This window comes from Geminicoccaceae bacterium, from assembly GCA_020638465.1.
In the GTDB taxonomy this organism is placed as follows: Bacteria; Pseudomonadota; Alphaproteobacteria; order Geminicoccales; family Geminicoccaceae; genus JAGREO01.
This window is the reverse complement of sequence record JACKIM010000003.1, coordinates 252,902-266,811: the sequence shown is the minus strand read 5'-3', so window position 1 is coordinate 266,811 and position 13,910 is coordinate 252,902. Positions and strand designations below refer to the sequence as shown.

The following is a 13,910-nucleotide window of genomic DNA, read 5'->3' as shown; positions in this document are numbered from 1 at the left end:
GAAACGAGGCAACTCCACCGACGACACGTCAGCCTTGCCCGTGCAGGACAAACCCCTCCATCAATCGTCGCTGGGTCCGGAATGTGCTGGCCGAGATTGCTTCAGGACCGTTCGGGCCGATGTTGACCTCCGCATTCACCGGGAGCACTCCCGATGGAGTCCCGATCCGCAAATATGGCGCCGGGCCTGTCTGCTGGGCGACCAGAGTCCCCGGAATCTTCGACGCGACCGCAGTGCACATGCCGCCGGTCAGTGTGATCGCCCGGTGAAAATTGCCCATTGAAATCAGCCGCACGCCAAGGTCGTGGCTGCCGACACCGTGAGCCCCGCCATCCAGTGCGATAAAGTCTGCCGCCGCACCCACCATGGCAACCTTGGGGTTCGACAGACCGACAGCAGCCACTTCGTCTGCCATACCCATGGCCACCCCGCCCGCGCGCCGGATGGCCTCCATCTTCGTCATCAGATCCGGATCAGCATCGAGATCCGCCGGCAACTCGGTGGCATTCCTGCCCAGGTCACCCGCCCTCACATAGACGACCGGATTGGCCGCATCGACCATCGACGCCTCGATATTTCCAAGCCCCTCGACCTGCAGAAGGTCCACGGCCCGGCCCGTCGGCAGCAGCCTGCCCGTGGCAGCCCCGCCGGGCGACAGGAAATCGAGTCTCACAGGAGCCCCCGATCCGCTGACACCAGGTATGACAAGATCCCCCGCTTCCACCGGCAACCCGTCTTGAACCGTGAAACGGGCATGATAGATCTGCCGGGTATTGGTATTGTAGATGCGGACCAGGACATCACCATCTGCAACCTGTACCAAACCCTCTTCCACCGCGAAGGGTCCCACGCAGGACGACATGTTTCCGCAGGCCGAGCCATAATCCGCGACGGCCTCGCCCACCGCAACCTGCACGAAGGTGTAGTCGACATCGGCATCGGGACGACTGGATGCCTCGACAATCACGACCTTGGACAACGACGAGATACCACCGCCCATGCCGTTCAGTTGCCGACCGTACGGATCGGGACTGCCCAGCACCTCAAGGAAAATGGCATCGCGGAGCCTCCTGTCCTCCGGGAGATCGCAACCATTGAACACGACTGCCTTCGAGGTGCCGCCACGATAGAACACCGCTTTCAACTTATGGCGCATCGTCATGCCCCCTTGCCCAGAAATGCACGGAAGGCCATCGGCAACAGCCCTCCATGGACGAAGATTTCCCGCTCGCGGTCATTGTAGAACTGCGCGCGGAGCATTGTTGATATTGTGCTTCGATTGGCGCGATGCACGGTAAGGCACGCCTCGGTCAGATCGTCACGGAAGGTGATGTCATAGGTCTCGGTTCCGTCGAGGCCGAGCGTGCGGCGCGTCGTGCCTTCGGGAAAGGTCAGGGGTGCGATTCCCATGTTGACCAGATTCGAACGATGGATGCGTTCGAAGCTCTCGGCAATCACGGCACGAATGCCAGCCAGCCAGGGGGCCTTGGCCGCGGTATCGCGCGACGAGCCGCAACCATACTCCTTGCCGCCGATGACCAACAGACGCTGCCCGCGCATGCGATAGGTCTCGATCGCCTTGTAGACGGTCGTAATTTCTCCCTCGGGCTGGATCCGGGTCCAGGCGCCCTCTCTGCCCCCCGCCATCTCGTTGCGCAGCCGGTAATTGGCGAAGGTCGAGCGAATGACCACATCCGAGCATCCTCGCCTAGTGCCGAAAGAATTGAAATCGCGCTTGTCCACACCTTGCGCCATCAGGAACCGTCCGGCCTCCGATTCAGACGTAATCGTTCCCGATGGTGAAATGTGGTCGGTCGTTACCGAATCCCCCAGAATGACGAGTGGGCGCAGCCCGACAAGCGGTTCGATCGCCGGGCACTCGGGCGCGATCGAACGCACGAATGGAGGAAAGCCGACATAGGTGGAAGATGGCCAGTCATAGCGTTCATTGTCCACCTCCAGCGCTGTCCATTCCGGATTCACATCGTCGATAGTGTTGAAATTGTGCAGAAAATCTTCTGCCGTGAGGCAAGTCCCGATGATCGCGTCGACATCTTCGGCTGCCGGCCAGAGGTCGGCCAATGTCACCGGGTGCCCATCGCGGTCGATCCCCAGCGGCTCGGTCGTGATGTCGGTGAGAATGGTGCCGGCAAGCGCATAGGCCACCACCAGTGGCGGCGATGCGATGACATTGCGCGAGGCCAGGGGATGGATGCGCCCGGCAAAGTTGCGATTGCCCGACAGCACAGCGACTGCGTTGATGTCGTGGGACCTGATTGCCGCCTCGTGTTCGGGACGCAACGGCCCCGACATGCCGTTGCATGTCGAACAGGCAAAGGCGGTCAACGCGAAGCCCAGTGCGTCCAGATCGTTCTGCAGTCCGCTCTTCTCAAGATAGCGCGCGACCACCCGCGAACCCGGCGCCAGCGATGTCTTGACATGTGGTTTGACCGTAAGGCCGCGAGCCACGGCCCTGCGTGCCATCAATCCGGCCAGCACCATGTTGCGGGGATTGGCGGTGTTGGTGCAGCTGGTAATGGCGGCGATGATGACATCGCCGTCGCCGATGTCGTGGCCGGCACCTTCGATCACCACCCGGCGCGAGGCTTCAGCCGGTGACGTCAATCTCGATGAAACGTCGGCGAGGTCGATGCGCTGTTCGGGTCTTGCGGGACCGGAAATGCTTCGACCAATTCGGGCAAGATCCAGCGTCACGACACTGTCATACTCGATTGCAGCGTCCATGCCGTCGGCCCACATGCCTTGTGCCTTGCAATAGGCTTCCGCCCGGACCGCCTGAGCCGTCCTGCCCGTCTCGCGCAGATATCGAATCGTATTCCTGTCGACCGGACAGAACACCTGCGTCGAACCGTATTCGGGAGACATGTTGGCAATCGTCGCACGGTCCGCGACGTTGAGCCGTTCATAGCCCGTACCGAACATCTCGATAAAGGTGTCGACGACACCGAGCGCGCGCAGTTTCTCCGTCACCACGAGGGCGATATCGGTGGCGGTGATCGCATGCGACGGCGTACCCGTCACCTCCAGCCCGATCACCCGCGGCACGTTCACGGCTGTAGTCTCGCCGAACAGCAGCCCCTCCGCCTCAAGCCCGCCAATGCCCCAACCGGTCACTCCCAGCGCATTGATCATCGTCGTATGACTGTCGGTTCCAAGACAACTGTCGCAGATCAGGATCGAGGGATCCTCGGTCGAGGGCATCACCGTCTGGCCGAGAAACTCCAGATTCACCTGATGGCAGATACCTCCGCCGGGCGGAATGACCCGTAACCGGGGGAAGCGCGCAGCGCAGGTCTTGAGGAAGGCAAAGCGTTCGCGATTCACCTCGAACTCACGCGCCATGTTCTTTTCCAGCGCCATTCCGTCGGCCCAGAAATCGATCGTCATTGCATGATCGATCACCAGATCGACCGGCAAGCTCATGTCGACCAGCGACGGGGTGCCGCCTTCCTCGGCGAGCCTGTCCCGCAATGCCATGATGTCGACCAATGCCGGAATTCCCAGCATGTCATGAAGCAGCAGCCGTGCTGGCCGAAAGGCCACCGCCTGTCCATTGCGCGCCGCCACCGGCGCTGCATCCGAACCGTCGCCGGAATGGCGCCCGGCGATCTCGGCAAGGATTCGCAATGAAATGGGCAAGGTGGGCCAATCTTCGCCCAGATCCTGACGATAGTCGTAGGCACGCAGGGAAGTGCCCGGCACAGGCAGGTAACGCAATGCGGTGTCTCCGGCTGGATATGGGCCCGAGCTAGACTTTTCCCGTTCGAAAGCACAAGTTCATGTCGAGGTCATTTCGCCAGAGAGAACGACGATGTGTGCGGCCAGAACCGAGTCCGTGGAGCGCGCGATGTCGATTCTGTCGGCCTTCACGGCACAGCGGCCGGGAATGACCCTGGCCGAACTCGCCGAGGAAACCGGCCTGCACAAGAGTACCATCCTGCGGCTGGCCACTTCGATGATGATCTATGGCTTCATCCAGAGGGATGCGCAGGGTGTATTCAGTGTCGGTCCCAGCGTCTGGCGGCTGGGTCTGATCTTTCGTCGCGACTTCATCTCGCGAGAACGTGTTGCCACCGCACTCAGAACCCTGGTCGAGGCCACCGGTGAAACGGCATCGTTCTATGTCCGTTCCGGAGACGACCGGGTCTGTCTCTATCGTGAGAATTCGCCCAATTTGCAGCATTTCCATGTCGAGGAAGGGATGCGGTTGCGACTTTCCTCCGGCGCTTCGGGGATGGTGCTTCGTCACTTCAGTGGCGAGAATGTACGCGACCTGTCGAGATTCAGCGAAAACGGTACTGTCATGTCCGAGGGGGAAACCAATCCGGGCATTTCGTCGGTTTCGACCCCCGTATTCTCATCCGAAGGCATGCTGGCGGGGGCACTGACCGTGTCGGGACTGGCCAGCCGTTTCGACGCCGCAGCACGGACAAGGATCGTGCCACTGCTGGAAAGCCTTGCCCGGTCCCTGTCCGGAGTCGATCCGCATTCTCCGGAGTGAAACGCCGTTGCGTCCGGCTTGATCGCGGCACGGTGCGTGCCCTAGACGAAAGCGGATCGCAGAGGAAGGAGGTCAGGGCAATGCTGACACATGAGATCAACAGGGGATTTCGCCATCGCCTGAACAACGGCGGTGCGATCCTGATGCCCGGTGCGGCCAATGCGCTTGCCGCCCGTGTGATCGAAGGACTGGATTTCGAGGCGATCTATGTCTCTGGTGCCGGCGTGACCAATACTTTCTACGGCATTCCCGACATGGGGTTCATCAACCTCACCGACATTGCCCAGCATACCGCAATTTTGCGCAATACCACCGATCTGCCATTGGTGGTCGATGCCGACACGGGCTTTGGCAACGCGGTCAATGTGTATCACAGTGTCCGGGTCATCGAGCGGGCCGGGGCCAGTGCGATCCAGCTGGAAGATCAGGTGAACCCCAAGCGTTGCGGTCATTTCAACGGAAAGGATGTGGTGGCGCTCGACGAGGCTCGCAGCCGGATCAAGGCGGCGGCGGATGCGCGGCACGACTCGAATTTTCTCATCGTCGCCCGCACGGATGCCCGCGCGACCTCATCTCTGGACGAAGCCCTCGATCGTGCTGCGGCTTTCGTCGAGGACGGAGCCGATATCACCTTCGTCGAGGCACCCACCAGTGTCGAAGAAATGGCGGCAATTCCCATGCGCCTGAAGGGCACGCCGCAGCTGGTCAACATGGTGGTCGGTGGCAAGACGCCGATCCTCGATTTCACCCGGCTGGATGAAATGGGTTTCGCGTTGGTTCTTTACGCCAATGCGGCCCTGCAGGGCGCGCTCTTGGGAATGCAAAGGGCGTTGAGTGAGTTGAAGAGGTCCGGCCGCATGGATGAAGGTCAGTTTGTGGCAGACTTCAAGCTGCGACAAGAAACTGTCCGGAAATCGCATTTTGATGCACTCGAAAAGAAATTCATCTGATCGGGAATTTTCTTCTTCAACGCAAGCCGCCGCATGGATGTTCCCTTCGGATCCATATGCTCCCCCGCCTCCAGGCGATCCCGACCGGCGGGGCAGGCCGCCGGCAGTCGGTCAGGCTCTCCTGCGGGCGAACGGCGCGGCAACAATGCGCCGCACAGAGGGAATCCCGGAAAGCACGGAGAGTACAGTCAGGCCCGCCAGCACGATGCATAACGGCCGTGTGAAGAACGGCGTGAGATCGCCGTCGCTCAGGGTAAGGCCGCGGCGCAGGTTCTTGTCCAGCAGGTCGCCCAGAATGATGCCCAGCACCAGCGGTGCCATCGGGTAGTCCATGCGCCGCAGCACGAAGCCGATGATGCCGAACGCCACCATTACCCAGACATCGAACAGTCTCTGGGTAAGCGCATAGGGGCCTATGACGCAAAGGGTGAAGACAATGGGCATGAGCCGTTCGCGGGGAATGCGCAGCACCATCTCGAAGATCGGCGCCAGCGTGATGCCGAAGATGAAGATGCCGATGGTCGCGAACAGCAGCATGACCGCCACGAGATAGACGAAGTCCGGTTGCTCGATCATGATCATCGGCCCGGGACGGATGCCGTGAATGAACAGGGCGGCGATCAGCACGGCAGCCGGGGCGGAACCCGGAACCGCCAGGGTCAGTGCGGGAATGAGCGCGCCCGGGACGACAGCGCTGTTGCCCGTTTCGGCGGCGGTCAGCCCTTCGATCGAGCCCTTGCCATATTCCTCCTTTTCTTTGCTCGCACGCTTGGCGGCGGCGTAGGAGGCCCATGCGCCGATATCCTCGCCCACTCCGGGCAGGATGCCGACGAAGGTGCCGATGACACCCGACCGCAGGACTGTCCAGCGATAGCGCCATGCCTCGCGGAACCGTGGCCAGCCGGCCTTGGCGTCGCGGGTCGAACGCACGACTTCCGCCTTCTTCTGCCACATGACGGTGAGAACCTCGGCAAAGCCGAATGCACCGACCATCGCCGGAATGAGGCCGATGCCGCCATTGAGTTCCTCGAATCCCATGGTGAAACGGACATGGGCATGGATGCCATCGGCTCCGACCATGGCAACCATCAGCCCGAGAATGCCGGCAATGTAACCCTTGATGGCAAGGCCGCTTGTGGTCAGCTGACCCGAAATGATGATGCCGAACAGGGCCAGCCAGAAATATTCGAACGAACCAAAACTGAGGGCGAGATCGGAAAGCAGAGGCGCCAGGGCGACAAACAGGACGATACCGACCAGCGTACCGAGGCTCGATCCGGTGGTGGCCACGCTCATTGCATAGACGGCACGGCCGTCCCTGGCCAGCGGATAGCCGTCGAGCGTGGTGGCCGCACTGGCCGGTGTCCCCGGGATATTCAGCAGGATTGCACTTCGCGACCCTCCGTAAATCGCACCCACATACATGCAGATGAGAACGAGGATCGCCGCTTCGCGGGGCAGTGAATATGTGAGCGTGGTCAGCAGGGCCACGCCCATGGTGGCCGTGAGCCCCGGAAGGCTGCCGACGGCGATCCCCAGGAGTGTGGCCCACATGGCATGGAACAGCATCTGCCAGGTGGCGAGCGCGACGAAGGCATCGCCCAGTCGCTCAAATCCGTCGATCATGGCAACCGTACCAGAAAGGCATAGCGGAAGAGCAGGCTCACCGCCGCGCTGAGAACGATCCCGAAGACGACGGCGATGGCCGTGGTCTTGGCCAGCGACACCGGCGCTTCCGAAAGAACGCACTCGAAGACGATGACGAAGGCGATGATGAAAATGGCGGTGGCCACGGGAAACGGCACGTGCCCGACGAGTCCGAGCGCATAGGCCGAACATAGCAGCAGGGTCGCGAACAGGCGACGATTGCCTCCCGTGGGGGCTTCGCGGTCCACTTCACCGGTCGCGGACGGACGCTGCGCCTGCGCGAACAGCACCACGGCAGCGAGCATCAGGGCACCGCCAAGCAACATCGGCACCAGGCCCGGAATGCTCGCGGGATGGATCTGCCGGACGGCCAGCCGATCCATCGTCCAGCCACCATAGAGCATGGCGGCACCAAGCACGAAGAATACCGGCACACTGTAGAGATCGGCCCGCATGAACTGTCGATTTCCAAAGAATGGGAACTGACCGGCGACCGCAAGGTCAGCAGCCGGCCATGGATCCCGTTCGACTGATAGGTTATTTCGCCGGAGGGCAATCAATACCAATGGTCGATGGATCAACCACCGCCTCACCACGGACAACCCGGCCGCAGGCTTCGGCGATCACCACCGGCATCACCTTCTCAAGAGCCTCCGCTCCATAGGCCGGATCGAACACCGCACCGCGCTCGTTGGCGTAGTCGGCAAGTTCCGTGGAGTTCATGACCTTGTCCTTCCAGATCGCATCGACAGTGTCATACACCTCCTGCGGCGCACCGGTCGGAATGAGGATGCCGAAATAGTCGGGCGCGATATGCATGTCGGGAAGCCACTGGGTGATCGGCGGGATCGGATCGAGCCCCTTGATCTGCAACGGCTTGTCGGACAAAACGGCCAGCGGCCGCAGCTTGCCGCCACGGATCAATTCGCTCTGTTCGACTGCCAGTTGGGTGGTGGCCACGACCTCGCCACTGGCTGTGGCAATGGCCGCCGGATTGCCGCCATCATAGGCGACCATGCGGGCATTCAGCTCGCCGCCCGCGGCCTCACGGATGGCGGCAAGGGCCATGCCGCCCGATGAGTTGACCCCGGCAGTGCCGATGGTGACGCTGTCACCCGATTTCATCGCCTCGAGCAGCTGGCCGAAATCCTGATATTCGGAATCGGTGTTGACAGACACCACCGGCACGTTGGCGACATGCAGGTAGATGGCATAGTCCTTGATGCTGGTATCGGGCACGAGGCCGGTCACCGCGTAGGTGGCATTGTTGGCGACGGCATTGGCGGTCCAGGTGTAACCGTCGCGCGGCGCGTCGAGGGCGGCCTTGGTACCGATCGACCCGGAAGCACCCGGCTGGTTGACGACCACGACCGAGGTGCCGAGGGCCTCCTCGATAATGGGAGCGACAACACGGGTGACCTGATCCGTAGAACCGCCCGCCGACCACGGAACGATGATGTTGACGGGCTTGTCGGGCTGCCATTGAGCCATGGCCGGAGCAGCCACCATCATGGATGCTCCGACAGCAGCTAGCATGAAGCTCTTCATGTTTTCTCCCTGATCCGGTTCAAGAGCAAAGCTTATCGATCAAACAGGCTAGAGGTTCACCCCTTTTCCAGCAAGGGCAGGATTTCCACGGGCAGACCGGTTTCGGCGCTCCGGGTGGCGGCAACACCCGTCAACACCGAAAGTGCACCGGCGCGCGCACCGGCCCTCTGGCCCATGGGATCGACCGCTTCGGGATCGTAGAGCGAGCGGTGCAGCAGCGGATCGCCGCCGAAATGCCCGCCCGGCCCGTGCTCGACCGTGATCCGCTCGACCGAACGGTCGGTGCCGAGCACGAGGATCTCGTCACGGCCGATCGGCGCGTCGAACGCCTGGGCCTCGTACATGCGGATCTCGATACGACCATGGGTGCCGTTGAACGCCAGATGATACCCTTCGATCGGCATGTAGGCATTGAGTGAATAGGAGACCTGCGTACCATTGGCATAGAGAATGGAGGCCGTCATGGTATCGTAGATGTCGATGTCCTCGCGGTAGACGCAGGCATCGCGCACATATCCGTCCTCAGCGGACGCCTCCTCATAGAGATCGACCAGCCAGGGATCCTTCTGCATGTCGAAGAAGAACTCGCATTCGCCGGCATGCGCGCAGCCCGTGCAGCGTTCGCCGCGGAACGGCCCGTTGCGGCCATATTTGCGCAAGGCACCCTGGGCGAAGACGCGCACCGGATCGCTGTCGAGAAACCAGTTCAGGAGATCGAAATGGTGCGTCGCCTTGTGCACGAACAGACTGCCGGAATGACGCTTGTAGGCGTGCCAGCGGCGGAAATAGTCAGCACCATGGCGGGTGTCGAGATACCAGTGGAAATCGACCGAAGTGACCGTGCCGATCCGTCCCGAGGCGACCAGATCGCGAATCTTCAGCGAAGTCGGCGCGAAACGGTAGTTGAAGGCCACATCGACCCGCCGGCCGGTGCGCTTCTCGGCGTCGAGGATGCGCCGGCAGTCCGCGGCGGTGGTCGCCATGGGCTTTTCGGTGATGACGTCGATGCCGGCTTCCAGCGCCTTGACGATGATGTCGGCATGGGTATCGTCGCGGGTGGTGACGACCAGCGTGTGCGGCTTCGCCGTTTCGAGCATCGCGTCGAGATCGGTGGTCACGAACGCGTCTTCGGGAAGGTTGCCGGCAGCGGCTTGAAGTCTCGTGCGGTTGGTATCGACCAACCCGACTATGGTCATGTGTTCGGCGCAATGCGCCAGTGCATCCCTGCCCCAGGTTCCCGTGCCGCGATGTCCCGTCCCGACGATACCCACCCTGCGCTTGTTGGTATGGAGAAGGTTCATGTTGCCCTTGCCCTGAAAATAACGAACCGGTTATTATTGATGCTGCGTCAGCTTGTCAATAGATCGCGAATAACGCCGGAGAAGAACGATCACGACAACAATCAAGCCCAAAAAACGCCGCCCCGGACGCCCGAGCGTCGAGGAACGGGACTCCGATGCCATCCAGCGCGACATCCTCGTGGCCGCCCGCAGTGAATTCGTCGAGCACGGCCTCGACGGTGCACGAGTTGACAGGATCGCCGAACGTGCCGGGGTCAACAAGCGGCTGCTCTATCACTATGTCGGCAACAAGGAGACACTCTACTCCCACGTCCTGCTCCAGGCCTATCGCGACATCCGCGCCGGCGAGGAAGAGCTGTGCCTCGCGAGCCTGCCGCCGGTGGAGGCGATGTCGCGGCTGGTGGCCTTCACGTTCGACCATTTCCACGAAAATCCGTGGTTCATCCGCCTTCTTTCCACGGAAAACATCCAGCGGGCGCGCTATGTCAGGGAGATCCCCGAACTGCAGAGCCTTCATTCGCCGATCATCGGCGAGATCGCGCGGATCCTGAAGGAAGGACTGGAACAGGGGGTCTTCCACCGCGACGTCGATCCTGTACAATTATACATTACCATGGCCGGCATGTCCTACTTCTACTTCTCCAACATCCACACGCTCGCCGTCGTGTTCGGCAAACCGCTGGCGACCGACGAGGCCATGGCCGAACGCCGCGCCCACGCCGTCGAGGTGATGATCGCCTATCTTCGTGCAGAAAGGGACTTGCCAGAAAATAACCATTGAGTTATTTAAATCCCAATACCGAATGAACGTGCGACAACAAAGGGAGGTCGTCACAATGCAGAAATCCATGTCCGCCATGAACAGGCGCGGCTTCGGCAGGCTCGCCGGCAGCACGGCGCTTGCCGCCGCATTCGCATCGGTGGGTCGTCCGACCTTCGCCGCCGAGAGCGTCCGGCTGATCTGGTGGGGCAATCCCGAGCGCGACAAGCGCACCTATGCCGTTGTCGACAAGTACAACGCGGACAAGGGGGCGGATGTCCTCCCCGAGACCTATGCCTGGGGTGACTACTGGCAGAAGCTCGCCACGCAGGCCGCCGGCGGTGCGTTGCCCGACGTGCTGCAGATGGATTACCGCTTCATCTTCGAATATGCGCGCCGCAACCAGCTTGCCGACCTCGGCCCATTCCTCGGCAACGAGTTGCAGCTCGACGATTTCGACCAGGGCCAGCTCGATTCCGGCAAGGTCGACGACAAGCTCTATGGTGTCTCGATGGGCGCCAATTCGATGAGCCATGTCTATAACAAGACCGTCCTCGACGGGATCGGTTTCCAGTTGCCCGACAGCACAAAGTGGACCTCCGACGACTATGTGACGATCGGCAAGGAGCTGAAGGACCAACTCCCCGATGGCATGTATTTCAGCGAGAACATGGGCCTGCAGGAGCCGATGCTGCAGACATGGGTGCGTTCCCGCGGCAAGGAGTTGTACACTCCTGAGGGGAAGCTCGGCTTCGAGAAGCAGGACATCATCGATTTCTTCAACTACTGGAGGATGATGCAGGACGAGGGCCTTACCGCGCCCGCCGACATCCAGGCGCAGGATTCCGGGAAGATGGAAGAGCGCATGCATGTGATCGGCAAGTCGCTCTTCGGCTTCATCCATTCCAACCAGCTCGTCGCCAACCAGAACCTGATGGAAGACGAGATCGACTTCGTGATGATCCCCAATGCCGGCGACAAACCCGGACAGTACATGAAGCCCTCGATGTTCCTGTCGATGGCGGAAAGTTCTGCAGACAAGGCTGCCGCCGCACAGTTGATCAATTATTTCATCACCGACGACGATGCCAACGACATCCTGCTGATCGAGCGCGGCGTAAGCGCGGATGCGTCAATCCGGGAGCGCATCCTCGGGGCACTGACACCCACGGAACAGAAGATCATCCGCTACCTCGACCTGGTCGCGACGCATGTCGGGCCGCTGCCGCCGCCGCCGCCGAAGAATGCCGGCGAGATCGACCGCTCGCTGCGGCCGGCATGGGAATCGGTGTCGTTTGGACAGGTCGGCCCGGAAGATGCGGCGGTCCAGTTCTATGACAACGCCGCCCAGATCCTCGAACGCAGCTGACCACGACGATGGCGAAAGTGGGTCCAGCACCGGCCGGCGGCGCCTTGCCGCCGGCTGCGGAAACCGGTTTGTCCCGATTCTGGCGTCTGCACGGGACGAGCTATCTCTTCCTCCTGCCTTGGCTGATCGGTTTTTTCGGCCTGACGCTCGGCCCCACCCTCGCCTCTCTCTACCTCTCATTCACCGACTACGACCTTCTCACCTCGCCACGCTGGGCAGGGCTGAAGAACTACGAATATGCGTTCTTCAACGATCGCCGGCTCGGCAATGCGCTCAGCGTGACCTTCACCTATGTGCTCTGGTCGGTGCCGCTCAAGCTGATGGTGGCCCTCGGTCTCGCCATGGTGCTCGACCGCAGCGTGCGCGGCGTCGGCTTCTACCGTGCCACCTTCTACCTGCCGTCGCTGCTCGGCGCCTCGGTCGCTATCGCCGTCCTGTGGCGGCAACTGTTCGGCGGCGAGGGCCTGGTCAACCAGCTGATCTACATGGTGACGGGATTGCAGGGACCGGCCTGGCTCACCCATCCCGACTACGCACTGTCGACACTGATCGTCCTGGCCATCTGGCAGTTCGGATCGCCGATGATCATCTTCCTCGCCGGGTTGCGACAGGTTCCGCAGGATCTCTACGAGGCCGCCTCCATGGACGGCGCCTCGGCCTGGCGGCAGTTCAGGAAGATCACCCTGCCGCTGCTGGCACCGGTCATCTTCTTCAATCTGGTGTTGCAGACCATCGAGGCGTTCAAGGCCTTCACTCAGGCCTACATCGTCTCCGGCGGCCTGGGTGGTCCGGTCGATGCGACCCTGTTCTACTCGCTCTACCTGTATGAAGAGGCGTTCGCCAATTTCCGCATGGGTTATGCCTCGGCGCTGGCCTGGCTGCTGCTCGTGATCATCGCCATCTTCACGGCCATCACTTTCGCCACGTCGAAATACTGGGTCTACTACGAGGACGAGGCACGATGAACGAGGTTCGCCCCGGACATACGCGCAACGAGTTCCTGCGCCATGCGGTTCTCGGCTTTGCTGCCATCATGATGATCTATCCGCTGCTCTGGATGATCCTCTCGGCCTTCAAGCCCGACGACCAGATCTTCACCAACCCGACAGCGCTGCCCACCTCCTTCGATCTGTCCAATTTCTACGATGGATGGACAGCGCTGCGGGTGTCATTCACGACATTCTACAAGAATTCGTTCCTGATCGCGGTTCTCGCGGTAATCGGCAATCTCGCTGCCTGTTCGCTCACTGCCTTCGCCTTCGCTCGTCTGGAATTTCCCGGGCGCAAGATCTGGTTCACGTTGATGCTGGGCACACTGATGCTGCCCTACCATGTTACGCTGGTGCCGCAATATGTCATGTTCCTCAAGCTCGGCTGGGTGGATTCCTTCCTGCCGCTGATCGTGCCCAAGTTCCTCGCCGTCGATGCCTTCTTCATCTTCCTCATGGTCCAGTTCTTCCGCGGCATCCCGCGCGAGATCGACGAGGCGGCGATCATGGACGGCTGCGGCACCTGGAGGATCTACTGGAAGATCATGCTGCCGCTCTCCATGCCCGTGATGGCCACGGCCGCGATCTTCTCGTTCATCTGGACCTATGACGACTTCCTCGGGCCGCTGATCTACCTCAACGACATGCGTTCCTACACCGTGCCGTTGGCCCTGCGCTCGTTTGTCGACAGTTCGGGCGGCGAATCCCTCTATGGCGAGTTGTTCGCCATGTCGGCATTGTCGCTGGTCCCGGTCTTCATCGTCTTCCTCGCCTTCCAGCGCCTCATCATTCGCGGTGTGGCCATGGGCGCCCTCAAACGTTGA

Annotated in this window: 12 protein-coding genes; 6 read left to right on the top strand and 6 right to left on the bottom strand. The window is 61.4% G+C overall.

All coding sequences use genetic code 11. The annotated features are described in order from the left end of the window. Positions 1–28: 28 nt before the first annotated feature. Positions 29–1,162, bottom strand: coding sequence for a PrpF family protein (locus H6851_20840; GenBank protein MCB9946054.1), 1,134 nt, complete (start codon positions 1,160–1,162; stop codon positions 29–31). Continuing rightward, positions 1,159–3,738 (bottom strand): aconitate hydratase AcnA, encoded by a 2,580-nt coding sequence (acnA, locus tag H6851_20835; protein MCB9946053.1) that lies wholly within the window; start codon positions 3,736–3,738, stop codon positions 1,159–1,161. The genes H6851_20840 and acnA overlap by 4 nt, the downstream gene beginning before the upstream one ends. A 130-nt stretch (positions 3,739–3,868) precedes the next feature. Here acnA and H6851_20830 point away from each other — a divergent pair, with 130 nt between their 5' ends. Together H6851_20830 and H6851_20825 are read left to right on the top strand one after the other, a co-directional pair. Continuing rightward, positions 3,869–4,522 carry a helix-turn-helix domain-containing protein gene (locus H6851_20830; GenBank protein ID MCB9946052.1) on the top strand — a complete coding sequence of 218 codons (654 nt, stop codon included), beginning with the start codon at positions 3,869–3,871 and terminating at the stop codon, positions 4,520–4,522. An 80-nt stretch (positions 4,523–4,602) separates the two neighbouring features. Next, a complete protein-coding gene (locus H6851_20825; protein ID MCB9946051.1) occupies positions 4,603–5,472 on the top strand; it encodes an isocitrate lyase/PEP mutase family protein in 870 nt (289 codons plus the stop codon). Positions 5,473–5,583: 111 nt separating this feature from the next. Here the strand turns inward: H6851_20825 and H6851_20820 are convergent, their stop codons facing one another. The 4 genes from H6851_20820 to H6851_20805 all read right to left on the bottom strand — a co-directional run bounded on the left by H6851_20820 (position 5,584) and on the right by H6851_20805 (position 9,968). Further along, a complete protein-coding gene (locus H6851_20820) occupies positions 5,584–7,098 on the bottom strand; it encodes a tripartite tricarboxylate transporter permease (protein ID MCB9946050.1) in 1,515 nt (504 codons plus the stop codon). Then, entirely contained in the window at positions 7,095–7,574 is a 480-nt protein-coding gene (locus tag H6851_20815) for a tripartite tricarboxylate transporter TctB family protein (protein MCB9946049.1), read from the bottom strand. Before H6851_20815 ends, H6851_20820 begins: the two co-directional genes overlap by 4 nt. A gap of 82 nt (positions 7,575–7,656) precedes the next feature. Next, positions 7,657–8,667, bottom strand: a complete 1,011-nt coding sequence (locus tag H6851_20810) for a tripartite tricarboxylate transporter substrate binding protein (protein ID MCB9946048.1) — start codon at positions 8,665–8,667, stop codon at positions 7,657–7,659. Positions 8,668–8,723: 56 nt separating this feature from the next. Next, positions 8,724–9,968 carry a Gfo/Idh/MocA family oxidoreductase gene (locus H6851_20805; protein ID MCB9946047.1) on the bottom strand — a complete coding sequence of 415 codons (1,245 nt, stop codon included), beginning with the start codon at positions 9,966–9,968 and terminating at the stop codon, positions 8,724–8,726. Positions 9,969–10,068: 100 nt separating this feature from the next. On the opposite strand from H6851_20805, the gene H6851_20800 reads away from it, so the two are divergent. Genes H6851_20800 through H6851_20785 form a run of 4 tightly spaced genes read left to right on the top strand, consistent with a single transcriptional unit; the run spans position 10,069 to position 13,910 of the window. Beyond that, positions 10,069–10,749, top strand: a complete 681-nt coding sequence (locus H6851_20800; GenBank protein MCB9946046.1) for a TetR family transcriptional regulator — start codon at positions 10,069–10,071, stop codon at positions 10,747–10,749. Between the two features lie 55 nt (positions 10,750–10,804). Then, complete coding sequence (locus H6851_20795) at positions 10,805–12,097, top strand: extracellular solute-binding protein (protein MCB9946045.1); 1,293 nt, start codon at positions 10,805–10,807, stop codon at positions 12,095–12,097. A gap of 8 nt (positions 12,098–12,105) precedes the next feature. Next, positions 12,106–13,062: a sugar ABC transporter permease gene (locus H6851_20790; protein ID MCB9946044.1), complete on the top strand. Its 957-nt coding sequence runs from the start codon at positions 12,106–12,108 to the stop codon at positions 13,060–13,062. Then, on the top strand, positions 13,059–13,910 hold the full coding sequence (locus tag H6851_20785; GenBank protein ID MCB9946043.1) for a carbohydrate ABC transporter permease: 852 nt from the start codon (positions 13,059–13,061) through the stop codon (positions 13,908–13,910). Before H6851_20790 ends, H6851_20785 begins: the two co-directional genes overlap by 4 nt.

Coding starts and splice junctions, on each gene's coding strand:
- H6851_20840 (MCB9946054.1), bottom strand. CDS start 1,162: ATGACGATGCGCCATAAGTTGAAAGCGGTGTTCTATCGTGGCGGCACC.
- H6851_20830 (MCB9946052.1), top strand. CDS start 3,869: ATGTCGATTCTGTCGGCCTTCACGGCACAGCGGCCGGGAATGACCCTG.
- H6851_20825 (MCB9946051.1), top strand. CDS start 4,603: ATGCTGACACATGAGATCAACAGGGGATTTCGCCATCGCCTGAACAAC.
- H6851_20820 (MCB9946050.1), bottom strand. CDS start 7,098: ATGATCGACGGATTTGAGCGACTGGGCGATGCCTTCGTCGCGCTCGCC.
- H6851_20815 (MCB9946049.1), bottom strand. CDS start 7,574: ATGCGGGCCGATCTCTACAGTGTGCCGGTATTCTTCGTGCTTGGTGCC.
- H6851_20810 (MCB9946048.1), bottom strand. CDS start 8,667: ATGAAGAGCTTCATGCTAGCTGCTGTCGGAGCATCCATGATGGTGGCT.
- H6851_20805 (MCB9946047.1), bottom strand. CDS start 9,968: ATGAACCTTCTCCATACCAACAAGCGCAGGGTGGGTATCGTCGGGACG.
- H6851_20795 (MCB9946045.1), top strand. CDS start 10,805: ATGCAGAAATCCATGTCCGCCATGAACAGGCGCGGCTTCGGCAGGCTC.
- H6851_20790 (MCB9946044.1), top strand. CDS start 12,106: ATGGCGAAAGTGGGTCCAGCACCGGCCGGCGGCGCCTTGCCGCCGGCT.
- H6851_20785 (MCB9946043.1), top strand. CDS start 13,059: ATGAACGAGGTTCGCCCCGGACATACGCGCAACGAGTTCCTGCGCCAT.